This is a genomic window from Lelliottia amnigena, assembly GCF_019047465.1.
Classification (GTDB): Bacteria; Pseudomonadota; Gammaproteobacteria; order Enterobacterales; family Enterobacteriaceae; genus Enterobacter; species Enterobacter amnigenus.
This window is the reverse complement of record NZ_CP077236.1, coordinates 1081649-1106387: the sequence shown is the minus strand read 5'-3', so window position 1 is coordinate 1106387 and position 24739 is coordinate 1081649. Positions and strand designations below refer to the sequence as shown.

General features: G+C 46.4%; 16 protein-coding genes and 1 pseudogene. 12 read left to right on the top strand and 5 right to left on the bottom strand.

Features of this window, described 5'->3' with window-relative positions:
- Nucleotides 1-5: 5 nt before the first annotated feature.
- Genes I6L74_RS05155 through I6L74_RS05135 form a run of 5 tightly spaced genes read right to left on the bottom strand, consistent with a single transcriptional unit; the run spans nt 6 to nt 8312 of the window.
- Nucleotides 6-1853, bottom strand: coding sequence for a YaaW family protein (locus I6L74_RS05155; RefSeq protein ID WP_059177440.1), 1848 nt, complete (start codon nt 1851-1853; stop codon nt 6-8).
- 35 nt (nt 1854-1888) lie between these two features.
- Nucleotides 1889-4804 (bottom strand): type I restriction endonuclease subunit R, encoded by a 2916-nt coding sequence (locus I6L74_RS05150; RefSeq protein WP_059177441.1) that lies wholly within the window; start codon nt 4802-4804, stop codon nt 1889-1891.
- A gap of 58 nt (nt 4805-4862) precedes the next feature.
- On the bottom strand, nt 4863-6086 hold the full coding sequence (locus I6L74_RS05145) for a restriction endonuclease subunit S (RefSeq protein WP_059177442.1): 1224 nt from the start codon (nt 6084-6086) through the stop codon (nt 4863-4865).
- On the bottom strand, nt 6083-7690 hold the full coding sequence (locus I6L74_RS05140) for a type I restriction-modification system subunit M (RefSeq protein WP_059177443.1): 1608 nt from the start codon (nt 7688-7690) through the stop codon (nt 6083-6085). Before I6L74_RS05140 ends, I6L74_RS05145 begins: the two co-directional genes overlap by 4 nt.
- A gap of 49 nt (nt 7691-7739) precedes the next feature.
- A complete protein-coding gene (locus I6L74_RS05135; RefSeq protein ID WP_059177444.1) occupies nt 7740-8312 on the bottom strand; it encodes a restriction endonuclease subunit S domain-containing protein in 573 nt (190 codons plus the stop codon).
- Nucleotides 8313-8551: 239 nt separating this feature from the next.
- On the opposite strand from I6L74_RS05135, the gene zorA1 reads away from it, so the two are divergent.
- The 12 genes and pseudogenes from zorA1 to I6L74_RS21370 all read left to right on the top strand — a co-directional run bounded on the left by zorA1 (nt 8552) and on the right by I6L74_RS21370 (nt 24697).
- The gene (gene zorA1, locus I6L74_RS05130; protein ID WP_059178021.1) at nt 8552-11107 is read left to right on the top strand and encodes a type I Zorya anti-phage system protein ZorA1; all 2556 of its coding nucleotides are present in this window, start codon (nt 8552-8554) and stop codon (nt 11105-11107) included.
- Between the two features lie 11 nt (nt 11108-11118).
- Nucleotides 11119-11856, top strand: coding sequence for a type I Zorya anti-phage system protein ZorB1 (gene zorB1 / locus I6L74_RS05125; RefSeq protein WP_059177445.1), 738 nt, complete (start codon nt 11119-11121; stop codon nt 11854-11856).
- On the top strand, nt 11853-13703 hold the full coding sequence (gene zorC / locus I6L74_RS05120; protein ID WP_059177446.1) for a type I Zorya anti-phage system protein ZorC: 1851 nt from the start codon (nt 11853-11855) through the stop codon (nt 13701-13703). Before zorB1 ends, zorC begins: the two co-directional genes overlap by 4 nt.
- Complete coding sequence (zorD, locus tag I6L74_RS05115; protein ID WP_059177447.1) at nt 13703-16930, top strand: type I Zorya anti-phage system protein ZorD; 3228 nt, start codon at nt 13703-13705, stop codon at nt 16928-16930. Before zorC ends, zorD begins: the two co-directional genes overlap by 1 nt.
- A gap of 592 nt (nt 16931-17522) precedes the next feature.
- Complete coding sequence (locus I6L74_RS05110; protein WP_207761304.1) at nt 17523-19337, top strand: DNA recombination protein RmuC; 1815 nt, start codon at nt 17523-17525, stop codon at nt 19335-19337.
- A gap of 120 nt (nt 19338-19457) precedes the next feature.
- On the top strand, nt 19458-20321 hold the full coding sequence (locus I6L74_RS05105) for a GTPase family protein (RefSeq protein ID WP_059177449.1): 864 nt from the start codon (nt 19458-19460) through the stop codon (nt 20319-20321).
- 92 nt (nt 20322-20413) lie between these two features.
- Nucleotides 20414-21235: a DUF932 domain-containing protein gene (locus tag I6L74_RS05100; RefSeq protein WP_059177450.1), complete on the top strand. Its 822-nt coding sequence runs from the start codon at nt 20414-20416 to the stop codon at nt 21233-21235.
- A gap of 218 nt (nt 21236-21453) precedes the next feature.
- Nucleotides 21454-22155: a DeoR family transcriptional regulator gene (locus I6L74_RS05095; RefSeq protein ID WP_059177451.1), complete on the top strand. Its 702-nt coding sequence runs from the start codon at nt 21454-21456 to the stop codon at nt 22153-22155.
- Nucleotides 22156-22195: 40 nt separating this feature from the next.
- Nucleotides 22196-22432, top strand: coding sequence for a protein YpjK (ypjK, locus tag I6L74_RS05090; RefSeq protein WP_042015432.1), 237 nt, complete (start codon nt 22196-22198; stop codon nt 22430-22432).
- Nucleotides 22432-22875, top strand: coding sequence for a YfjS/YafY family lipoprotein (locus tag I6L74_RS05085; protein WP_059177452.1), 444 nt, complete (start codon nt 22432-22434; stop codon nt 22873-22875). Before ypjK ends, I6L74_RS05085 begins: the two co-directional genes overlap by 1 nt.
- Nucleotides 22876-22898: 23 nt before the next feature.
- On the top strand, nt 22899-23366 hold the full coding sequence (locus I6L74_RS05080; RefSeq protein ID WP_059177453.1) for a YfjT/YkfB family phage-associated protein: 468 nt from the start codon (nt 22899-22901) through the stop codon (nt 23364-23366).
- 968 nt (nt 23367-24334) lie between these two features.
- Nucleotides 24335-24697: pseudogene (locus tag I6L74_RS21370) on the top strand (transposase).
- The last annotated feature ends 42 nt before the right edge of the window (nt 24698-24739 follow it).

Here is a 24739-nt window from a genome sequence, read left to right as displayed (position 1 = left end):
TTGTTTTACACCGCCGGCAATTCAAAACACTTCACCGGTTTTCCATCCTGCATTTCTACCAGTAATCGTGCAGATTGCGGTTGCTCAGCCAACAATCCTTGTTGGAATTGCGCGAACGACAAATGGGCTTCTTCAATAGCCATCTTTTGCTGCATTAACGTAGTAGTCGTCCATTTCCTCAGTAATACTTTATTGGCATTGGTAGTATTGCTCTGTTCCGTCAATGCGCTAATGCCTTGTATCCGCTGGTGAAGCTGACGCTCAACTTTGTCAATAACGCTTTCGAACTGCTGATAGTTATTAACAATAGTTTGTTGGCGGTGCTTGACGAGTGTTGTGTCACCTTCGGCATGAGTCAGAAGATGCAATGCTTGCGCACGAACCTTAATTGCCAGGTCCCATTCATGGATTCGCTCATCAAGGATCTTTTGCTGGGTTTGGATCTTGTTCGTAATTTCCGTACTGCCAAAGAGCCCACGGTCTTTAAGCGCCGACACTTTGTCGCCAGCAGCAGTAATATCAGTCAGTAAGTGTGCCTGCAGGGCGGAAAACTGGACTTCAATATCTTCCAGTTTTTGGCGTATTGCGGGTGAGCATTGCCCCTCTAGTACCACGGGGGTAATTTGCTGCAAATACTGTATAGCTCCAATGATCTCTGACTTACGTGCATTGTTTTGGAACGCAGAAACCTCACGCACCGCCTCAACAATTTCCGTCAATTTCTTGCTGATATCTGCCAGATGTTTTTGCGCCAACACAGCAGAAGCAACATTCAACAACATACCAGCGTTAATAAGTTGATTGAGTTTGTCAGGATTAAGCAGAACGGCATGTTCCTTAATACCTTTTTCTCCCAGGCTGAATCCACGAAAACCTGGGCCACCTTTTACACTCGCCAGAGGGCTATTAATAATGACCTCCATATATTGATGGCTGGCAACATGTGCAGAGGTCGCCAGTGAGGGCAACGTTTGTAAAAGCGGGCTCAGGCGTGAAATACCGGTAATATCCTGTTCCTGCATCGCTTCCGTGCTGATAAGTTCCGAAGGAGGAATTGTCGAAACCGTAAGCGCAGGTTGGTTAATATCCTGCCCAAATCCCCAGCGTTGATCGTATGTGAGAGCAGGCATCGTGGCTGGTGATGATTGGGTGGCAAGTCGGAACTGGTGGGAGTTTTTTAAACGAATCCAGGCAATCTGCACCACGCAGGGCAGGGTCACTCGAAATGCCGGGTTTGAGATGTCATAGGCTGTATACAGACCGGTAATAGCCAGACCAACTGGCCCCGTAAGAACTCCCAAAACACGGCCGATCCCAAGCCCTGCCATTAATGGCAGGGCTTTGCCTGCTGTAGTTTGGGCAAGACCATTGGCAACTAATGCTGCTCTCTGCCAGACGGGCATATCCATGCTGACAGATGGGCTTATACCCATATCACGCAGAATCTGGCTGCGTTCATCATCCGACATTTTTTTCCATGATGAGGTAAAGACACAGTCAATGATCAGCGCTTCTTTTTCTTCTACAGTGGTTGAGGTCGGGGCTTTAATCTTCAGATGGCTGGCAACGTCATCCACAATTTCGTTATAGCCGACACCGTTGCGACGAAACAGATTCACGAACGTATTGCCACCAAAATGCTGTAACTCCCGCACAAGCAGGCGCAGAGTTTCTTCATCGGGCACATCGTGGCGCTTGGCGTCCTGCAATACGGTCTTCACGCTGTCTGACATTGAAAAACCAAATTTGCCAGTGTTGGTGATGTAATCGATCAGCAGATCAATATCGCCTTTATCTGCGTTCAGCAGCAGTGTAACCAGAGCCTCATCACCCTGGACATCTATCGCGTTCATGAAAATTCCTTTGCAATGTTCATCGCCCGAAACTATTAAAACCCACGCATTCCATCAATAAACGTATCAATCACGCCACGTACGCGCTCATATACGCGTGTGCGCACCGTTTTACGTTCCAGAATTTTAGGTTGCCAGGTGAGGGTTTCGGCAACCTGATCTTCTCGCGGGAGTACATCGGTGAAAATGTAATTCTCCAGTAGTCCTGTGAGCTTAATGGCATCCAGTCGTTCTTCTTCACACAGTACTGAAATGGCTTTACTTTTTTCACGTTCAACATAGGTTTCAAATGTCTGAGTGACATCTTCATCATGGGTGACGTGCAGCAGGTTTTCTTCAATAAAGTTTTCAATCAGCTCACGTTTACTGCGCAGCGTGACATCGCTGTCGACGATATCCATGATCTTTTTCTTCTGTTCTTGCTGTTCTTTCGGCGGCATGGCCTGAATACCGGCCAATAGTTTCAGAATGTAGCCGACGTTAATCTCATCGCGGTGGATCAGTGACACTTCAAAATCAATATCATCAAGAATGGATACTTTCTCTTTGGTGGAATGCTTTTTCACCTTGTCATGAATATCGAGGTATTTACTGGTGTAATCAGCCAGTATCTGCTCGGACAAAGGTTTCGCCGCATCATCGAAATCAGCAAAGCTTTCAAGAATGTTTTTAAGCCGCATGACGTCGCGAAAAGCGGTCACAAATTCCAGCTGCGCTTTTTCATCCGGCAGACTATCCACACTTTCAACCGTTGGCGTTAACGTCAGCAGGCGGTCAACAGCATCCTGATAATCACTCAAATATTCTTCAAACGGTTTAACCAGTACCACGGAAGACGCATCTTTATTGGAAAACAGCGCAATCGCCTCGTCTGTCGCCTTTTTCAGGTTGCGGAAGCAGACGATGTTCCCGTGGCTTTTCTTCTCGTTAAGGATGCGGTTGGTGCGTGAAAAGCCTTGCACCAAACCGTGGAAGCGCAGGTTCTTATCCACATACAACGTGTTCAGTGCTGGGCTATCAAAGCCGGTAAGGAACATGTTCACTACCAGCAGAATATCGATGCCTTTTTCTTTGGTGCGCTGAGCGATGTTTTTGTAATAGTTATAGAAACTTTGTGAATCATTGGCTGAATAGCTGGTGCTGTACAGTTCGTTGTAATCCTTGATAAAGCTGTCAAGGTGGTCGCGGCTGGATGTGTCAATCTTCGCCCCTTGCGGCAGGCTGATGTCTTCTTCATCCAACAGGCCGTTAACCGCTTCTTTATCACTTTTGTCTGTTTCGTTGGCGGCATAGGTAAAGATGGTCGCTACTTTCAACGGTTTGTAATTTGGATTTTCCGCGACCATGGCGGCCTGTTTTTCTTTAAATAGTTTGTAGTAGCGGATCAGCATATCTACCGACCCGACGCAGAACATGGCGGTAAATTCACGGTTGCGGGTCTTGGCGTTGTGATGTGCCAGAATATAGTCGGTGATTTTCCCCAGCCGGATGTCGCTTTCCATCACCTCTTTGGTATCGATATCTTCCACCTCGATATCAATCTCATTACTGCTCTCTTTGCGTTTGTAGGTGCCTACATATTCCACCGCAAAACGCAGTACGTTTTCGTCGCGAATGGCATCGACAATCACGTATTTGTGCAGGCATTTCTCAAACAACATTTCTGTGGTCTGCTTGATGCCATTGGTGACATTGACGTTATCGGCGAAAATCGGTGTGCCGGTGAAGCCAAACAACTGCGCGTTTTCAAAGAAATTCACAATTGCTTTATGGGTGTCGCCAAACTGGCTGCGGTGGCATTCATCAAAGATAAACACGATGCGCTCTTTGCGCAGGTGTTCCAGTTGTGCTTTATAGCCATCGTGCGTGATGGCGTTATTTAATTTCTGAATAGTGGTCAGCGTCAGTTTGCTGCTGGTGGTTTTCAGATGCTTAATCAGCGTGCTGGTGTTATTAGTGGTATCTACGCTGTCTTTGGCAAAGCTGTTGAATTCTTTAGCTGTCTGGTAATCCAGATCACGACGGTCGACCACAAAAATAACCCGATCCACTTCAGGCATCTCCATGATTACCTGGCTTGCTTTAAACGAGGTCAGCGTCTTACCAGAACCGGTGGTGTGCCAGATATAACCGTTATGTGGTTTGCCCTGAAGATGCAGGCTTTCCTTAACATGGCGAATCATCGCTTCACAGGCGTAATACTGATACGGGCGCATCACCATCAGGCACTTACGGGTTTCGTTCAGTACAGTGTAATGGGTGATCATTTTGGCGATATGGCAGACTTTCAGGAACGCTTCGGCGAATTTATCCAGCGCTTTTATTGGCTCATTTTTTTCATCGGTCCAGAAATAAGTTTGTTCAAAGTGATTCGCGCGGTTGTTGGCGTAGTATTTGGTATCCACGCCATTGCTGATGATAAATATTTGCACATACTGGAACAGGCCGCTGCCGACCCAGAAAGCATCGCGGTGGTAACGGTCAATCTGATTAAAGGCTTCTTTTAGCCCTAAACCACGGCGTTTAAGCTCAATTTGTACGAGCGGCAAGCCGTTGATTAATAGGGTTACGTCAAAGCGAGTCTTACGGCTGTTTTGCTCGGCATTAAACTGCTTCACCTGGCGGGTGACTTGAAACTCGTTCTGGCACCACTCCTCTTTATTAATAAAGCTGAGCCACTTCTCTGTGCCGTCTTCGCGCAGTAACTGGTAGCGATCGCGTAGTGTTCTTGCGCGATCGATAACTTCATTACCTTTGGTTAGGTGCAGGAAAATACGGTTAAATTCATTGTCAGTTAGTGGCACAGATTCCAGCCGATTGTGGATCTCAATCTGTTTTTTTAGGTTGGCTTTCATGCTGGCTTCGTCGGTAACGTTCACTGGTTCGTAGTGCATACCAACCAGTTGTTCCACCAACTGCGTTTCTAACTCGTATTCGCTTTGAGTTGCCATCAGTGTTTAGTGCCTTTTGCTATGGTAAAAGCCCGATACCTACCGGGCTGAAAGATATTTAGACGAACATTTGCTGGAGTAGACCTTGCTTCCAAGTTTTTAATTTATCCAGCTCCGCTTTTTTGATGGTGATTTTGTCGTCAATGGCAGAGAGAAAATTGGCGATTTTAGTTTGCTCTTTCTCAATGGGTTGAGGTATTGGTAGAGCCAAGAAATCAGCGCCTGAAATATTCATACGATCATGCCTTGCCCCACTATTTGCGACACTTTTCATGTAATCATGCCAAACTGAGCTTTCAAAAAAATATTGATAGAATTTCAATGAGCCTTGATTAAAACGAAATACCGTATACAGCGGTGACATAATTCCTTTACTTAATTCATTCATTTTAATCGGACCAACTGGTGCAGTTGCAGATATTCTTGGGTTGTAAACGAAATCTCCAACATTAACAACATAATAACCAGTAAGATTGCTTTCTGTGACAATTTCTCTCTCGAAATAACTTTGTTGAGAAACAATACCTTGAGTAGCGGAATTGGTCAAAACTGTACTCACAGAATTATCTCTGTTCTTTTTATTAACCTTAGAGGCTATTTCGTTTAATTCAGTTGTTTCCCATTCAGGATAATCTTTCCCATTCTCACATTTAAATCTAAATTTCTGACAAAAAATCTTCTGCATCATGCTTTTTTTGTACTGGCACAGCAGTTCGTACTGCTTGTTCAGTAGTGTAATTTTTTCGTCAACAGAGGATAGAAAATCGGCGATTTTGGTTTGTTCATTAATTGATGGATAAATAAACTGAAATTTCTCCACATCTTTTTTTGTGATATTTGGGTCCTTCCTGCTACTTGCAGCAATTAACTTCCAGTCTTCCACCTTAAAATTCAGATATAATAATAAAAAGTAAGGAACGACTATTTCCTTATTAGGCTTAATAGCAGAGAGGGCCTGATTACATGTAGCTTCCTTTATCAGCAAACCTGTTCTTCCTATTTGATTAAAGCCACCGTACATAGCAACAAAAACGGTGTCTTTAGGAAGTATCTTAAGTGAAGATGTTTCTCTGATTGCTATTTCTGTTACTTTTTCTTGAGTCGATATTATTAAGCTATTATTCAAGTCGGTAGTTTTAACCCACGGAATATCACCATCAATAAAATACTCTATTTTACCCCTTGATGGAGTAGATCCAGATGTGATACCAAAAACCTTCCCTAACGGTTGCTTTTCCCATGGGGAATTAAAACCGGCAAACCTTAGCTTCGGTACCATCATTTATTCCCCTCCGACAGCGTAAACGGCGCATCAATCCCCAGTTCTTTGCAGAAGCCAGCAATGGTATTGTCGATTTTCGCTACTTCACCTTCCAGTTCACGAATTTCCTGCGCCACGGCATTGAGATCAATCTCATCTTCTGCTTCAAAGGTATCGACATAGCGCGGGATATTGAGGTTGTAATCATTAGCGCGGATGTCTTCCAACGAGGCTGCGTGGCTATACTTCTCAATGTCTTTCCAGTCGTTATAGGTATCGGCGATTTTGTCGATATGTTCCGCTAGCAGGCGGTTCTGAGTTTTGACCTTCTCAAACTCATTGCTGGCATCGATAAACAAAATGCTGTCGTTGTGCTTACGGCATTTGCGTAGCACCAATACACAAGTCGGGATGCTGGTGCCATAGAAAATATTGGCGGGCAGACCGATTACTGCATCAATACAGTTCAGCTTCTCAATCATAAATTGACGGATATGGCCTTCGGCAGCTCCACGGAACAACACACCGTGGGGTAGAACCACTGCCATGGTGCCGTCATCTTCCAGGTGATGGAACATATGCTGCAAAAACGCCATATCCGCTTTGCTAGATGGAGCCAGTTTACCGTACTGGGCAAAGCGCTCATCGTTCATAAACAGCGGGCTGGCGCTCCACTTGGCGGAGAACGGTGGGTTGGCGACAATGGCATCAAACTTCAGGTGCGTATGCTGCGGGTGCTCCAGCGTATCTTCCTGGATGATTTCAAAATCCGCGTAGTGAACACCGTGCAGAATCATGTTCATACGTGCCAGGTTGTAGGTAGTACGGTTCATCTCCTGGCCGTAGATTTTACCTACTGATGACGCTTCGCGCTTTACGCGCAGCAGCAGTGAACCTGAGCCACAGGTCGGGTCATAAACGTTTTTCAGTTTCAGCTTGTGAGTAGTGACGATTTTCGCCAGCAATGTTGAAACAGGTTGTGGTGTATAGAACTCACCGGCTTTTTTACCTGCGCCCGAAGCGAATTGACCAATCAGATACTCGTAGGCATCACCGAGGATATCGGAGCTGGCTTCGCTCAGGTTAAAGCTTAGTTTGTCGAGTTCGGTAATGACTTTGCCGATTAACTCGTTTTTCGCTTTTGCGGTGTTGCCCAATTTACTGGAGCCTAAGTCCAGATCTTCAAACAGGTTGCTGAAGTCATCAGCCGAATCGGTACCCAGCGTACTTTGCTCAATATTGCGCAGCGTCGCAGCAAGATCTTCCAGAATAAAACCGGTACCAGCACCTTTAGGATCGTTGGCGATACGTTCCGCCATGGTGTGGAACAAATCCGTCGGTGGCAGGAAGTAGCCTAATGTGCGGATGCTGTCTTCTTTTACCGCGTCCACAATGTCCTGATATGCTGGATGTTCTGCAGTCAGCTCGTTGTATTGAATCCCATCTTCAGCAAGGATTTTGTTTGCGTAGGCGACAAACTTCTCGGAAAGATACTTATAGAAAACAAAGCCGAGGCAGTAATCACGGAACTCATCGGCATTCATCTTGCCGCGCAGGGTATCGGCGATATTCCACAGGCGGCCTTGCAGTTCACTTAAATTTTGCGCTTCAATTTGGGGAGACATAGTTCTTCCTGATGTTCTGTTGCGTAACCTAATCGGGTTACGTTTTGGGTCAAATCATATCACTGAGCTGTTTCAGGATCTGTTGTTCGTTAAGCTGGGCGATACGTTCCTGGCAATAACGCTTTTCACGTGCTGCGAGGTAAAGCCCCCCCATCGCATGTTGCTGCGCAAGGGAGGGGAGTGTAATCACAAAGTTTTTTAATTCGTTAACGGCAATCCGCTGCACCACCGTCGAGCCTTGTGTGGCCTGCGCCCGCTGGCGTCGCCCTTCGCTGCTTTCGTTGAAATGCCAGACGAACCAAAAAGCGCTCAACTGCGTGGCATCAACATCCACTTTGACGTAGTTATTACCCAATATCCGACCTGCATAAATTGGACTCACTAGTACTGCTTTGCCATGGATCAGACTAATGACGACGTCACCCGCTTTCGTGAGCAGTACCGCCTGGTCCGTTTTTACGATTTGTTCCTTGCTACAGGCACTTTCGCTGTACTGCCAGTCATCTGTCAGAAAGTGTTCGGTGGCATAAAAAAAGTAAGCTCGCCCGTGGTCACTTTGCTGGATACGGCTGATATGAGAGCCTGCTGTAAACGTGGCGATATCCTTGTAGGTGAGCTGCATTCAGGTTCCGAATAAAATTAAATTACATAGGATGTATGGCTGAAAGCATAAACTTGGTGAATAGTTTTTATCAAGGAATTTAAAATTATTACGTATGCGTGGGATCAATGTTTTTGTGACGTATATAACGTTTTATATGTCCGAATGTGAGATTTTTCTCATATTGTTACAGGCAAATCGCCTTTCTGTTGGCTATCATGGTCCTGCCAATTCGTCCCTATCATCAAAAAGGTGTGTTGATGTTCACGCTTACTTCGTTCCTGGATACGTTAACCTCTGTTAATCCAGAGAATGTCCCAAAAGGTGTTGCAACTGTAGTCGCTGCACTGCTGTTGTGTTTTGTCATTTTCTACGCCGTACCTTCTTTTCGCGTTTCGGCAAGATTCAAGCAGAACGCCAAAGCAATACGTGGGCTGGTGGGTGAAAAGCCTGCAATCCAACTTGAAAAACTGAACACTCTTTTTGCAGATAAATTCTTTGCTCATCCCTGGAGCGAGTTTAAAGAATCTTTGCATAGTCAGTACCGGCTGGATGATGAAGACGAACAACAACTTGTTGATGTGCGGTCTACTGCGCCTGCATCCTCCTGGTTCTCCGAACCGCTTCTGGTAGAGATTCCCCTTTATACCGAAGCTTTTAAGCACCTGCCGGGCATTCTGACGGGAATTGGGATTATCGGGACGTTTTACGGCCTGATGATCGGCTTACACCATTTTGACCCGAGTACTCCAGAGCAGGTCACTGCGAGTGTGGCAAGCCTGCTGCAAGATGTCCTGTTCGCCTTTTTAGGCTCTGCATTAGCGATTGTTGCTTCTATCCTGGTCACGATATTTGAAAAGTGGCGGTTGGCTAAATGCTACAAAAATCTCGAAAGCCTGACTGCCAGCATCGACCAGCTTTTTGAAGGTGGCGTGGGTGAGGACTACCTCTCGCAGCTGGTCTCCAGCAGCAAAGAAAACACTACCCACTCAAAACAACTGAAAGATGGGCTGGTCAGTGATTTACGTGAAATGTTGCAAAACCTGGTGGATAGCCAGGTTCGTGAAAATGAAAAACTGGCAACGAGTTTATCAGCGACTTATCGGGAATCGGGCCAGCAGTTTGCTGAACAGGTGAGTGGCGCGATTGAAAATAGCCTAAAGAGCCCATTAGAAAAAATTGCTGGTGTGGTGCAAACCGCTTCAGGGGACCAGAGTGGCCGCGTCCAGAATATGCTGGAGAATGTGCTAACCGCGTTCATGGCGAAGATGGATAGCACCTTTGGTCAGCAATTCTCCAATATGCAGGAAATGATGGGGCGTTCTGTTGACGCCATCCAGACAATGCAAAGTGGCTTTTCCACTCTGCTGCAGGACATGCGCCAGGTAAGTGATGACTCTCGCCAGGGAAGTGCTGAGTTAATTGGTCAGCTACTGAGCGAAATGAAGAGCGGGCAACAGGCAATGCAGGCCGGTATGAATGACATGCTGAGTAGCCTGCAGGAGTCAGTTGCACGGATCGGTGCTGAAGGCGAGGGCGCCGGGGAAAGAATGGCGAAGCAAATGGAAAAAATCTTTGCCGACAGCGAGGCGCGTGAAAAAGCCATGGCTGAACAGATGCAGGCCTTTATTGAGATGACTCAATCCAGCGTTCAGCAAGGGCAAAATGAGACCATGGAAAAAATGGCGGCATCTGTCGATACCCTCGGCAGCCATATGGGGACACTGTTTGCTCAACTTGAACAAGGGCAGCAACAGCTAAACCAACAGCAAAATCAGGCTCAAGATTTGCTGATGGCTAATATGGGTAAAGGCGTTGAGGATTTAACACAGCATCTGGCCGGCGTCTTTACTCAACTGGAATCTGGCCAGCAGCAAATGAGCCAGACTCAGGAATCTGCTCAACGCACTCTACAAGAAGAAACCCAGCAGTTGTTAGCGCGTAGTGAAGCGCGTGAAAATGCGGTGGTTGAGCAGCAGCAACACTTTATGGACGCTTTGCAAAACACTGTGCAGTCCGGCCAGGATGCATTGCGCTCTAAAATGGAAGGGAGCATTGATCAACTCGGTAACCAGTTAGGTTCGTTATTTGGTCAACTGGAAGAAGGACAGAAATCATTAAGCCAACAGCAGCAGAACGTGCAGCAGACGTTGCAAGCTGAGACGCAACGTATTATTGGCGAGCTTGACGGGCAGGTTAAAAACCTGCTGGGAATGTTGAGAGAACAGCAGACCGCTTCTGAAAAATTGCTGCAGCGGATGGCTGAAAACACGACACAGCACTTGCAGGAAATTAATACAGGTGCGGATAAAATGCGTGTGGCTGCGGATCGCTTTGAAAGTGCAGGTAACCGTGTGGCAGAAGCCAATAATCTCACCGCCGATGTTCTTAATAATGCTCAACAGGCTGGTAGAACCCTTTCAAGTGCCAGTACGGAACTAGGAGCATTGATCTCAGATTATCGCAATACCCGTGACTCTGTTTCAAAAGCCATTACTACCCTGGAAGCGTTGATTAACAATGGGCAGGAAGAACAATCTTCACGCAGCCACTTTGTTGCAGATCTGAAAACCTATTCCGAACGTTTACAGCAATATAACCGCGAAGCTCAGGAGTTTTTGCATGGGGTGGCAGACCTCATGGGGAAAAGCTTCGATTCGTTTAGCTCAGGTGTGGAAACCAGTTTGAAGAATTCTATGCAAGAGATGGATAGCCAACTGGCTAAAGCGACAGGAGCATTGAGCTCTTCCGTGGAAATCATTGGCGAGAGTGTTGATGCTCTGGATACCGTACTGACTCGTAGCCGTCGCGCATAAGGAACATCAGTATGTTCAGTCGGATGTTTAATGCGAAAAAACGACGCAGTGATGAAGCCGAGAAACCGTTCTGGATCTCTTACGCTGATCTGATGACTGCCATGATGGTTCTTTTTCTTGTGGTGATGGTGGCATCACTTAGCTCGGTAACGCAGCGTATCCAGCAGGCGGAAGCGGGGGAGAAATCCAGAGGGCACGATATTGCTCGCCTGTGCGAGCGTCTCGAGTTGCAGGCAAAAAGCCTCAATAAGACGATTCACGTCGACTGCCACGATAACCGTATCAGCTTTGGTGAGGCGGGGCGCTTTGAACACAACCGTTTCTCGCTGCCACCTGAGGGTTTACAGGCGTTGCAGGACGTTGTTCCACTCGTGCTGGAAGCGGCAAATAGTGACGAAGGTAAAAAGTGGTTTAAACAGATAGTCATTGAGGGTTTTACCGATACGGATGGCTCTTATTTGTATAACCTCCACCTTTCGTTGCAGCGTTCAGAGTGGGTGATGTGTAGTTTGCTGGATAGCCGTAGTGCACTGCAGCAAAAAATATCGTCTGAACAACAAATGCTGATTCGTAAGCTTTTCCTGGCAGGTGGCGTCTCTTTTAACAATGCGAAAGAGAGCAAAGAGGCCAGTCGTCGTGTGGAATTACGTATGCAATTCTTTGGCCTTAAAGATAAGCGGCAAGAAGAAAGCGCTGATGATGTGCCAGGGATTAGCCAGGAAACCTGTCAATTGGGGATGCTGAAATGAGTTCCCCACTCGATATGTTAAAAAGCAAACTGGCCCCCTATGCGCAAATGCAAGAGCTGTCAAAAAATTATCATGATTTTAATCGCTTAAATCATGTTGTATTCGCGCTTGAAAAAAAAGTGGATGCTCGTGTTGTCACGCTGGTACCGCCGGAAGAGAAGCGAAAATTAGCGATACAGCGGCTGAAATCTGGCGTTGAGTTGGCGCCATCAGAATGGAAAATGGTCTTTTTCGCCCTTAATGACATATCTGATGAAGATTTGTTTAGCTCACCACTGATTGAGGATGCTGACAATTTTTCGAAGGTCACAACAGAGCTTAAGAACAAATTGGCAGGTAAACGCCTGACTCGCCGTGAGTGGTTGGCGTTATGTAGTAGTTATTTTGGTTATTCCAACGATGAACCGCAAAATAACCCGCAGTGGTGCCGTTTGCGAGATCTGATCGCCAGCGGGTTTGAAGTATTAAAAGCCGGCAATTCCCGAGTAATGGAATGGACGCGTACCGTCGATCAGTATGCTGACATTTTCACTGATGATGCGGGTCAACTTCTTGGCCAGCAACTTGTACGTGGCGAAATTGCAGATATCTCCGCGCTCGAGAAAGTTGCGCAAATTCCTCAAAATAGTTGGCTGTGGCGAAAGATCGTTAACCATCTGGTAAATGAAGTTTTCCGCATGGATGATGCTGAATTTCAGCCAAAGGTTAACGAGCTTCTGGCGTTGAGCCGCCAGTTGGGTCGCTTTAAAGACAATATTCTTGCTGCCACTTTGACGCGTTACTGCAATTCAGCATTCAAACATCAAACGCATCTGGAATTAAAACAGGTGGCGCTAGAGTACTGGGGAAATCCTCAGCTAACCTCCAGAAATAAAGGCTGGGAGATTCATGTTGATAAGCCTGTCCTTTTAATGGTGCAGGGTTGGTTTGCAAAAGACGATCTGAAATTGTTCTTCGAATTGCTTAAAGGCAACCGGGATGTTGACCAGGCCCGCCTGTTCTACTGGCTACGTTATGCAAACCAGATGAGTTACACGCGCATTGTGATCGGGGGGGATACCCAGCTCTCAAAAGATCAGGACTATGTGGAGTTTAGGACCAAAAACACAGGCCGTCTGAGCAAGTTATCAGGGCCGGGTTCTAAAGATAACAATGCTATGATAATGCGAATTGGTGATTACTTATTCGTTGAGTTTTCTAAAGTTGGAGCGATGTATGCTTACCATCTTACAAATGCCCCCTTCAATCCTGAAACGGGAATTTTAGATATTGATTTTGATTTAAAAGATAAGCGAAATAACCGCCGCAAAGTTGTTCTACGCCTTGCGCATAATTCTCCAGCTACTAATTATTCGTTAAAAAACATTCCGGGCTGGATGCGTTATTTTGATGAAGATTTAAAACGACTGGGTATTTATTATATTAGTGAAGAATCTAGCGCTCACATGAATGCTGCCCTGGATATCTCAAGGTTTGAAGCCAAGGGAATTAGTTACTCTAATCCGGTAGTCCGTAAGTCACCTGCCTCCCAGTCTATGCCCAGTACAGCTATTTCAGAGTTTTCAATCAAAGCCAAACAAGTGCAAGATGAAGAACGGGATCGAGAAGAGCAGATCAGAATTATTTCTAACTCACTGAAAGCCCGAAAAGAACGTGAGGATCCTTCAATCCGAGAACAGCAAATCCGGGATGTAATTAAATCAGTCGATTGCAAAGTTATGGATAAACGAGGCCTCGGTGGCGCTATTCATATTCAGTTTAATGAACCCGATCACGAGGCTGCGAGAAAGTTGCTTAGCCTTGGATTTAAACCGGTCCTGGGCAAATTCACTTACTGGAGCAAGTAATGTTCAAAAGTCTGCTAAGTAAATTTATCAAAGATAAAACAGCACTGTCGCTACCCGTTGAACCGCTGTACACCATCCAACCTGAAGGGTTGGCATTTGCGTTTCATTTAGCAGATAACAAAGATAATTGGCTCGTTGTTTCCTGCCTTGAGCAGTTGCATGAAGAGGACTATGTCTCCCACTGGTCTGATTGTTGGTTCTTGAGCTGGGATGATTTTTATCGTCTAAATGGTGTAGAAGATTACGCGACAAGTTTAGGAATCTTTGCTTTTCCACCGCAACGTGAGCTGGTGGCGCATCTTTCTTCTTCAGGCAGCATTAGCGATGATAATTTTCGCGTCATTATAGATAAATGGACCCATCCTGAAGATTACCGCGTTGTTGAAATGAAGCGAACTGGTGCGAGTTTTTCGACGTCTGAAGGCACATTCATTTTGAATTCTGAAAACTGGCATTTGATTGATTCCCTCAAGCAGTTACGCCAGCAGCAGAGCCAACAGCCAGGTGAAGCGGTTAACCAGATGGGGTGGGCAAAGATTCGGCGCCAGGCGAAAAAAGCCTGCGCGAAAATGGACGATTATTTGACGAAAACTATTGTTGTCCGGCCAGAATCTTTACAGCTCAAATTACGTGAGGCTCGGATAGCGGATACAAAGGTTTATGAAATTGAACCCACCTTTGAAGATCAACCCGTCAACTGGTTACAAAGCTTTGACCGTACACAGCAAGTGCAGGACCGGTATCGTGTACTGGGCGAAGATGGTGAGCTAAACCATGTCATTTTATCACCCGAGGTTAAAGAAGTTCTGTCTTCCGTTCATGCGATTACCGGGCGTCGTGTAGCTGGAGATGATGCGTTATCTTTTATTCGTAACCCTTATTCTTGGGTTGGTGAGGATGCAAGCAAGGTTTTAGATCCAGACGTATATGAGAAAGATCTGCAGGAAGCAGGGATCTATTTCTATGACTTTCGTCTGGAACCGAATTTTAGTGAACAGAATGAAATAGCCGCAGTTTCGCTTATTCTAAGTCCCAGAACAGAAACCCCCCAAGCGGATGAAACATTTAATTTCACTCGCCCATTTGAACTTGAAAGCTTCATTAAAGAGCTGCAACTGAAGTTGGCTTCTGACTTACCGGTCGGTATTTGGCAAGGTTACGATATTGAGTTAGGAAGGCTGACTTCTGCAGATCTTGAAAGCTATCAATCCCTTGTCGAAACCTGGCAAAAGCAGGCGGAGGGGCATGATTTTACACACGTACTGGATCTGCAAAAATACAGTGACAGGGTCATTGGTATTGGCGAATTTGAAAAAATCAGTTCACCTTACCTGGTTAAAAGTGAAAGCGAGAAATGGCTTCCGGATGATGTGGCAAAAGAGATGTGTGAAGCCATGTTTTCGGGCTGGGATCTGGACAATCAACAGCATTTCCATGAACTTGAAGAGCGTATACAACAAGCCAAGGATACTGAAGCAACTGAAGTCGCTATGCCCTGGAATGATAATCTTCTGCCGCGAGAAGATGCTGAGATTTTCCATGATAAATGGTCTAAAAAAATAGCTGATGATAGCGACACATCAGGACCTGCTGATCCACAGAGTAGGGCCGTGTTACTGATTGAGCAGAATATCGAACAAGCTCTTTACGTCAAGCAGCGGCGTGCATCATTGTTATCAGCTCATCAAGCTGAGCCAGAGCTACCTTTAGCCCTAAGAGAAAACATCGTGTTACGGGAACATCAGCGTAAAGGTGTTGCCTGGTTACAACAGCTCTTTCTCAAGTCACCGACTGAAACTACCGGTTGTTTACTGGCAGACGATATGGGACTTGGGAAGACGCTGCAGATCCTCACATTTTTGGTTTGGCATATTGAACAATTTCCGAATGGCGACCCAGCTTTGATCGTAGCCCCTGTATCATTACTTGATAACTGGGAACGTGAAGTGGGTAATTTTTTCTATCGTGATCAAATTTCAATATTAAAACTGTATGGGAATGAGTTACGAGATAAAAAATGTCCTAAGGAAAGTCTCCCGTCTGAGATAAGAAATAAAGGTATTAAAAATTTATTGCAAAATGACTGGGTCGGCGATGCACGTATCGTCCTTACAACCTATGAAACATTGCGAGATCAAGAGTTTTCTCTGGCACGCCAATCATGGTCTATCATGGTTTGTGATGAGGCCCAAAAGATTAAAAACCCGGCGGCATTAATAACCCACTCAGCTAAGGCCATTCAAGCCCGATTTAAAGTGGCATGCACCGGTACACCCGTTGAAAATACATTGGTTGATTTATGGTGCCTGTTTGACTTTGTCCAGCCTGGACTTCTCGGTGCATTAAATAATTTTGGTAAGGACTATTTACGCCCTATCGAACAACAGGGCGATGAAGTTGCTCTTGAAAAGCTCCGTAAATTAATCGAACCCCAGACTCTTCGTAGAATTAAAGAAGATGTGGCACGAGATCTCCCTGCAAAAATTGAAGACCAGATCTGTAAAAAATTAAGCATGTTGCCACTGCAGCGTGATCTCTATACTCATTCGATAGCGAAGTGGCGAAGCCAGCAGGAAATGAGTGAGGGCCTTGAGCAGCGTGGGGCCGGTATGCTTGGTTTATTACATCGTCTTAAGTTGATTTGCGCCTTGCCTTATTCAGTCAGTGCTGACTTACGTATGCGTGACAATGCTCCGAAAGTTAAGTGGATGCTTGAAACGCTAAGGCGCATACAACGATCTTCTGATGATAAGGTAATTATTTTTACTGAGTTGCGTGATATTCAGCGGGAATTACAGCAGATGGTATTACACAACTTTGGTTTTAAGCCTTTTATTATCAATGGAGATACCAGTACTAAATCTGGAAGCAGTCAAAACCGTCAAAGCCTGATAGACCAATTTCAGGATGCCGAGGGATTTAACGCCATTATACTTTCAACTGTTGCTGTCGGTTTTGGTGTCAATGTACAGAAAGCCAACCATGTTATTCACTTTACGCGTTGTTGGAATCCAGCAAAAGAAGATCAGGCAACAGACCGCGCTTATCGTATTGGCCAAACAAAAGATGTTTATGTTTATTACCCTACGGTCCGTGATAGTGAATTAATGACTTTTGAAGAAACACTGGATGAGTTGCTTAATCGTCGTCGTGCTCTGGCAAGAGACATGTTAAAAGGAGCATCAGAATTAACCGTTGCCGATTTTGAGGCTGTACTGGTTAGTTAAACATCCTCCGTGGCATTTATGTTACTTGCATGAGCGCCACATATTTACGAAATTAATAATAGATGAGTATTCTTGTTATGAAAGTTCTTTGTGTTTCTATATTCTCACTTTTTATTAGCTTTGCGGTGCAGGCCAATACATATCGTACCGACAGTTTTGGTACCACACGAGACGATCATGGTAATACCTGGCGTACTGACAGCTTCGGTAACACGCGTGGCAGTGATGGGAGTGTGTCCAGAACTGATTCTTTTGGTACGACAAGAGTCACTGATGGTAACGGCAATAATTCCAGCTATCGTACTGATTCATTTGGTACGACTCGTGGCAGCGATGGTTCCGTATCTCGTACCGATAGTTTCGGGAATACTCGCATTACTGATGCTCAAGGGAAGACGACTACCTGCCGGAGGGATTCGTTTGGTACAACACGTTGTGACTAAATTCATTGTTCTAAATATAACTAGTTGAAATATATTTAGAATTAATTATTGTTTGATATGTTTCATCAAGCATCAATGATGCGCAAGCCTGAAAGTTATCAATATTTGTGCAATATGAATAAGTAATATTTATTAAAAGTATGGGGGTAATGATGTTTTCAGTTGAATGGAATCTCGGGACTTTAATTTTTCTTATCTTTCTTGCTCTTCTTTGTTGTGGAATAGGCTATCTGTTTTCTCTTACCAGACAAGGGCGTAAGGTTGCACAGTTATCACTTCAGATTGAGCAAAATCTACAGGCTCTTAGTGTTTCAAATGCAACAATTTCTGAACAAACTTCATTACTGGATGACCGTCAGAAATCGCTGCATCAATACGAACTTTCTGAAAGTAAAATTCAGGATAAATTAAACGGCGCCCTGAGCACTGAAAAACGTCTATTAAGTGAGTTAGCCGAGTATAAAAGTAATCTTATATCGTTGGGGCAACAACTCACTGATAATCGACAGAAGCAACATGAAGCAGAAATGCAGAGTGAAACTTGCTTAGCTGATATTCGTTCGCTCAAATCCCAAGAAACTGAATTACGTGAACGCCTTAGCCATATGGAGAAAAGCTTAGAGCAGGAGCGAGCAACTACAAATGGCCTAAAAGAATTACTGGCTGAAGAAGGGAAAAAAACAAAAGCAGTAGAATCCACCAATAACGAGACACGTGAGCAATTAAGAGAATTGAAAGAACAGCTTTCTAATGCAGCAAATAAATACGATACCCTGCAGGGAAACTATGGGGAATTGCAGAGCCAATACACTAAACTTGAAACTGCGCAGCAAGAGCGCGAAGCTAGCCATAACCGAGAAGTTGCCAGTTTCGAAACTCAGAAGGCCAGCTTGGTTGAGCAATTTAAAGTGCTGTCCGGCGAGATTCTTGAGACAAAAACAAAGTCTTTGCAGGAAAGTAGTAAATCAACGTTAAGCGCACTGATGAATCCGTTCCAGCAATCAATTGATAGCTTTAAAAAAGAAGTACAGGAAATACATCATCGCGAAACTACTCAGCAAGGTGAGCTACGTAAGGAGCTGGAGTCTCTTAAAGAGTTAAATCAAAAAATCACGACTGAGGCACATGAATTATCCACCGCATTACGCGGGCAGAAAAAGCTGCAGGGTAACTGGGGAGAAATGATTCTGGAAAATGTTCTGGAACGCTCAGGTTTGCTGTTGGATAAGGATTATAAACGCGAAGTTAGTATCAATACTGAAGAAGGGCGACAACGCCCTGATGCGATAATTTATTTACCACAGGGTAAGCATTTAATCATTGATGCTAAAGTTTCTCTTAATGCCTATACTCGTTATATTAATGCGGAAGATGATGCTGAACGCTCACTTGCACTGAAAGAGCATGTGAGTGCTATCGGGGGACGAATCAGAGAGTTAGCTGATAGAGATTATTATAAACTTCCAGGTCTTAACTCTCCTGAAATCGTCTTTATGTTTGTTCCGATCGAGTCTGCTTTTGTTGAAGCGCTTAAAGCTGATGAGACGTTGTTCCAGCAAGCAATTGAAAAGAATGTCCTAGTTGCCACTCCGACAACATTGCTAACCAGCTTAAATATCGTTCGCCAGTTATGGCGCTACGAGGACCAGAATAAACATACTGCAGCTTTGGCTAACAAGGCTGAAACAGTGTTTAAAAAGTTAAATTCATTCTTGGGCAGTTTCGAGAAAATCAAGAAAGGACTTGATACGGCAAATTCTGCATATATTGCAGCAGAAGGTCAGCTGGTTAGTGGTAAGGGTAATCTTATAAAGCAAGTTGGTGAGTTTAAAAATCTGGCTCCTGCTATTAAAGCGGAGCTCCCATCATATTTTGCAGATAAAGCATCCCTCGAAATCGATTTCATACCCATGGAATTTGATGATCATAATGACAAGGAAGCAGTATTATCTGTATCACCATAATATTATCTTGAATAACATTTAAAGCTATTTTAGATATATATCATCTCCTTGAATGTTCCAACATAACGGCGAATCCATATAGGATTCGCCATTTTTGTTTTCTTTGTCTCAGGAGATGTCATGAGAAACCAAGAAGGCCTGCAACCCTTACAGGACTCACTTAAGGGATTACCGGAATGGGCTTCAGAGCGACTCATGCAGCAAATTCGTCAGCTCACAAACTACGAGCCGGTTATCGGCATCATGGGCAAAACTGGAGCAGGTAAATCATCGCTATGCAATGCCCTGTTTGCTGGATATGTGTCGCCAGTTAGTGATGTGGCAGCCTGCACACGTGAACCCTTGCGCTTTCGCCTGCAGGTAGGCGAGCGGTGCATGATGCTGGTGGATTTACCGGGCGTCGGTGAAAGCGAAAAACGCGATGTGGAATATGCTGCACTCTACCTTCACCAGTTACCAAAGCTTGACCTGATACTGTGGCTGATTAAAGCCGATGACCGTGCACTCGCAGTCGATGAGCATTTTTACCGTCAGGTGATAGGTGAGGCTTACCGGCATAAAGTGTTGTTTGTTATCAGCCAGTCAGATAAAGCGGAGCCCACCAGCAGTAGCGGTCAATTGTCCACTGAACAGAAACAAAATATCAGCCGTAAAATCTGCCTGCTGCACGAACTGTTCCAGCCCGTGCATCCGGTGTGCGCCATATCGGTCCGTCTGCAGTGGGGAGTACGGGTGATGGCAGAGCAGATGATTAAGTGCCTGCCACGCGAGGCCAGCAGCCCGGTAGTAGTGCATCTGCAGCGCCCCTTTCGCACAACGGTAGTCCAGGAGCAGGCCCGGAATGATTTTGGTGAAACCATAGGTACAGTACTTGATTCAGTCAGCGCCTTTCCCCTGATACCTGCCCCGGTGCGGGCCATCATTCAGGCCGTGCGCACCACAGTGGTGTCCGTGGCCCGCGCCGTCTGGGATTTCTTCTTCTGAGTATTTAACCCTTTCCTGTTATTCCCCAGGCCCTGTCGCTTAAGCGACAGGGTTTTCCTGTATCTATTTTTCCAGTAATGAGGAGTTTAGCTATGACCCGTCTGGCTTCGCGCTTTGGCGCAGCAAACCTTATCCGTCGTGACCGTCCGTTAACCCGTGAAGAGTTGTTTCGGGTGGTGCCCAGCGTATTCAGCGAGGATAAACACGCATCCCGCAGTGAGCGATACACGTACATACCGACCATCTCTCTGCTGGACAGTCTGCAGCGGGAAGGTTTTCAGCCGTTCTTTGCCTGTCAGACCCGGGTGCGTGACCCAGGTCGTCGGGAGCATACAAAGCATATGCTTCGCCTGCGTCGGGAGGGACAGATTACCGGTAAGCAGGTGCCGGAAATTATCCTGCTCAACTCTCACGATGGCACCAGTTCGTATCAGATGCTTCCGGGGTTATTTCGTGCCGTGTGTCAGAACGGCCTTGTCTGCGGCGAGTCGTTTGGTGAAGTAAGGGTGCCACACAAAGGGGACGTGGTGAGTCAGGTGATTGAAGGGGCATATGAGGTGCTGGGGATTTTTGACCGGGTGGAAGAAAAGCGCGATGCCATGCAGTCACTGCTGTTGCCGCCTCCCGCGCAGCGGGCACTGGCAAAAGCCGCTATCACGTACCGCTTTGGCGAGGACCACCAGCCCGTGACCGAATCGCAGATACTCTCCCCGCGCCGCTGGCAGGATGAGAGCAATGACCTGTGGACCACTTATCAGCGCGTGCAGGAAAACCTGATTAAGGGCGGACTCAGTGGCCGTAATGTTAAAGGCGGGCGGACGCACACCCGTGCGGTACGTGGCATTGACGGGGATGTGAAGCTTAACCGGGCACTGTGGGTGATGGCGGAAACATTGCTTACACAACTGCAGTAGTCATTCCCATTGTTGCCATGTTGTTAATATCGGACACCACCTGTCCGCATTGCAACGTACTGACAGATCTCACTCCCTCGAAGATGACCTGTAACCCCCGCCACATCTGACTTTTGCAGAAATGAAAAATAGTTTCTGCAGTGTCCATACCCTGTCCACACCCCTCTTTAAAATATTCACATCATTTTCAGTCAGTTAACTTTCACGGAGAACCATTCATGATACAGGCAGAACGCCGCCATGACCGGCTGGCTGTCAGGCTGTCACTGATAATCAGCCGTCTGGTGGCGGGGGAAACGCTGAGCATACGCAAACTGGCCGCTGAGTTTGGCGTGTCAGTGCGCACACTGCGGCGGGATTTTCGTGAGCGGCTGATGTATCTGGACCTGGAATATCAGTCCGGCTACTGCCGCTTACGTACTGCTGGCAGTGAGATGCAGATGGTGCCAGATGTGCTTATCTTTGCCCACCGGAGCGGGCTGGCCGGGCTTTTCCCTGGCCTTGACCGACGCCTGGTGAACGCACTGCTGATGTGTGACGAGTCTCCTTGCGTGATATCGCCCGCCAGTCCGCTCCCTTCACCGTCTGGCTCATTGTCTTTCTGGCGGTTGATTCAGGCTATTACCGGGCGCAGGCGGGTGATGCTGATTGCGGATGGACAGCGCTGTGAGCGACTGGCCCCCTGTCGGTTGCTCATCCACCAGCAGGCCTGGTACCTGGTGGGTGAGCACGGCGGACATATCGCCGTATTCACCCTGGATGAAATCCATCTGGTTCAGCCCCTGCAGGAGACGTTCCGCCGTAATGACAGTCTGTGCCGCCTGGCTGAAGAACCGGTGTTCATTCAGGCCTTGCCCCATTTTCGCTTTATCCAGCAGTCACTGCTTGCGTTTGTTCCGGCTGACAACCCACCGGAATAGCACAGGCTTTGTTATCAACCCGGCAACAGGGAGGAGCCCTATGCCCGTTATTGCCATTATCGCCATTGTTGTCATCGTCATCATTCTGAACAAAACCGGGGTGTCTGACAGCCTCACGGCCCTGACACTTGGCACCGTTGCCGCACTGCTGACAGGCGGTGGCGCAGCCGGTGCTGCCAGTGTTGCGCTGACGCCGTTCGTCGGTGTTCCGGTAGGCATTTTCGTGGGGATTTATGTCTTTGCCAAAGTCGTTCGTCTGATTTCAGGAAAAAAATAATGAAACGTAAAACACTCCCTCTGCTGACACTGGTTGCCACCACCCTGTTGCTGAGCGCCTGCGATGACAGGAGTGATGACCTGAAAGCCATCAGCAAATTCAAGGACCTCACGCCTCCGCGCTTCAGTGACGTGGTCAGCCGCCAGGATGATGTCAGTGAGGAATGGGCACAGATTGGCTTCTCCACAGGTCTCACCCTGCAGGTCTTACGTACCCGTCAGTCGCCGGAAGGTTGCGAGGGCGGCAGTTATTACTACCTGGTGGATATGGAGGAAAAAACCGTGCAGCCGCTGATGAATGCGCTGTGTATTGCCGACAACATCAAACTGGAATACCACGAGATCACGGACCCGTATACGAAGGAAAAATACTTCGAATACTCCCATGACGGCAAACTGATGGGGCGGCTGCTGATACCGTCAAATCCTGATAATCAGGAATAAAAACAAAGATAAAGGAAACAGGAATGAAAACACATTCACTCAGCCGGTTTGTGCTGGCAGGCGTACTGCTCGCGAGCTTTAATGCTTCTGCGGTTCCCGGACTCTGGCAGCAGGGTTACGGCCAGGGCAATGCGGAATACAGCGTGACGGACGCCAGTGGGAAGATGTTTACCATCAACTGTACGGAAAATCCGGACCAGAACGGTATCTACCAGCACTCGGTTTTTCTTACCCTCGCGGGAGACAAAACGGTCAGTTCGCATGATGACGGTACCGACATCACGGTGGTGATGAACCATCAGCAATACCCCATTCCGTCCAGCCTGGGCTGGCGTAACGGGGATAACGCCTGGTACGGCTTCATCATGGATATTCGCAAGGCCTCGCAGTTCGAGGTCTACGTCAATGACAGGAAAGTTGGAACGTTTAAATCTGATGTGCAGAATGCACAAAAGGTCCTGCCAACGTTAGCGGACTGCACTAACGACTGATACGTTCATTTCGATATGCAATCCAACCCCGACAGCCACCAGGCTGCCGGGGTTTTCTTTTTTTGTCGCTGAATCTCCATCGCTCTTCGTTCACTTTCACTCATGTTAAAGTTCGGCACTTATCTACGATGGATTAATTTGGGGCATCCTGGAACGTCCTCTTACAGAAATCCAATAGCGCTTTGAAATTGGGTCGACGCCAAGAAAAACAGCTATAACTCATCTCCACCTACTGAAACTAATGTAAGTTTCTGATCCGTCACTTTTTTAAAGCAGAAGCAATGATAAAATATTCGCGTATTATGTTGAGATTGTTTGTTTATTCAGCGGATGAGAAAAATTATGGATAAAATTTGTGAAAAGTGCGGACACATGATGAGTGCATGTACCTGTGGGATTTGTGAGGATTGTGACGAGAAAGAGTCTGACTGTACCTGCAAAAAATGTAACCAGTGCAACAAGCTTGAAGACTTCTGCTCTTGTAGAGTTTGTGAAGAATGTGCTGAAAAAGAAGAAGAGTGCTGCTGTTGATGTGTTAACAATACTAGCTGCAGGTGCTTCCTGCCTGCAGCTTTGATTGCCGACGTTATACCGGCTACAGCTGTGAGAACTGCTAAATACCCAATTCAAACATCGCAGCACAAAAGGATGTAGGTGTGGCCACTTCACAAGAAAATTTCGAAAGTATCCGTAACAAGTGCCGAATTCTCCTGCAGGAAAATGACCCAGAAGGTCTTCAGCAGGTTTTTCAAAATAATCTTCGTTGAGCCCATTTATTAAACGGGTATAACAGACAGCAATGAGCGAAGCGAAATTGGTATCACAGTGTATTGAGCCGTTGAAGTAACGTAAGCGTAGAGCCACTGCCGCCTGTTATTCAGATCCCGGGATCCTTAATTTAAAGTTCAGTCTAATTTAGAAGGGGATCTATTCATGGACGATACGCCGGATGACGAACCGAATCCCGCATTGTCTATTCCATCGACTTTAAACTTCGCATCGTTGAACTAGCCTCTCAGCCCGACGACAATGTTGCATAGATTGCTCGCGAAAATGGGGTTGCACACAACTTCATCTTTAAGTGGCTACGTCTGTGGCAAAACGAGGGCCGCATATCACGGCGTCTTCCGGCAACCATAGTTCACCCGGCACTGTTACCTTTTGAGATCGTGCCTGAATCTGTATCACCAGATATCAGCTCAGCCCCATGCTCGCTGAATGCCTCTTCCTATTGCGTAGAGTTCCGCCACGGCAAAATCACTCTGGAAAACCCATTGACAGAGCTACTTGCTGTTCTGCTACTTGAACTCATCGGGAGAAGTCCCGGATGATTAATCTTCCGTCGGGTAACAGCTACGTGGCTGCAATAGTAG

What these genes read in the sequence shown, in the direction of transcription:
- I6L74_RS05095 (WP_059177451.1), top strand. Translation starts at nt 21,454, where the DNA reads ATGATACAGGCAGAACGCCGCCATGACCGGCTGGCTGTCAGGCTGTCA.
- I6L74_RS05135 (WP_059177444.1), bottom strand. Translation starts at nt 8,312, where the DNA reads ATGCAGCTCACCTACAAGGATATCGCCACGTTTACAGCAGGCTCTCAT.
- zorD (WP_059177447.1), top strand. Translation starts at nt 13,703, where the DNA reads ATGTTCAAAAGTCTGCTAAGTAAATTTATCAAAGATAAAACAGCACTG.
- ypjK (WP_042015432.1), top strand. Translation starts at nt 22,196, where the DNA reads ATGCCCGTTATTGCCATTATCGCCATTGTTGTCATCGTCATCATTCTG.
- I6L74_RS05085 (WP_059177452.1), top strand. Translation starts at nt 22,432, where the DNA reads ATGAAACGTAAAACACTCCCTCTGCTGACACTGGTTGCCACCACCCTG.
- zorC (WP_059177446.1), top strand. Translation starts at nt 11,853, where the DNA reads ATGAGTTCCCCACTCGATATGTTAAAAAGCAAACTGGCCCCCTATGCG.
- I6L74_RS05140 (WP_059177443.1), bottom strand. Translation starts at nt 7,690, where the DNA reads ATGTCTCCCCAAATTGAAGCGCAAAATTTAAGTGAACTGCAAGGCCGC.
- I6L74_RS05105 (WP_059177449.1), top strand. Translation starts at nt 19,458, where the DNA reads ATGAGAAACCAAGAAGGCCTGCAACCCTTACAGGACTCACTTAAGGGA.
- I6L74_RS05155 (WP_059177440.1), bottom strand. Translation starts at nt 1,853, where the DNA reads ATGAACGCGATAGATGTCCAGGGTGATGAGGCTCTGGTTACACTGCTG.
- I6L74_RS05100 (WP_059177450.1), top strand. Translation starts at nt 20,414, where the DNA reads ATGACCCGTCTGGCTTCGCGCTTTGGCGCAGCAAACCTTATCCGTCGT.
- I6L74_RS05150 (WP_059177441.1), bottom strand. Translation starts at nt 4,804, where the DNA reads ATGGCAACTCAAAGCGAATACGAGTTAGAAACGCAGTTGGTGGAACAA.
- I6L74_RS05145 (WP_059177442.1), bottom strand. Translation starts at nt 6,086, where the DNA reads ATGATGGTACCGAAGCTAAGGTTTGCCGGTTTTAATTCCCCATGGGAA.
- I6L74_RS05080 (WP_059177453.1), top strand. Translation starts at nt 22,899, where the DNA reads ATGAAAACACATTCACTCAGCCGGTTTGTGCTGGCAGGCGTACTGCTC.
- I6L74_RS05110 (WP_207761304.1), top strand. Translation starts at nt 17,523, where the DNA reads ATGATGTTTTCAGTTGAATGGAATCTCGGGACTTTAATTTTTCTTATC.
- zorA1 (WP_059178021.1), top strand. Translation starts at nt 8,552, where the DNA reads ATGTTCACGCTTACTTCGTTCCTGGATACGTTAACCTCTGTTAATCCA.
- zorB1 (WP_059177445.1), top strand. Translation starts at nt 11,119, where the DNA reads ATGTTCAGTCGGATGTTTAATGCGAAAAAACGACGCAGTGATGAAGCC.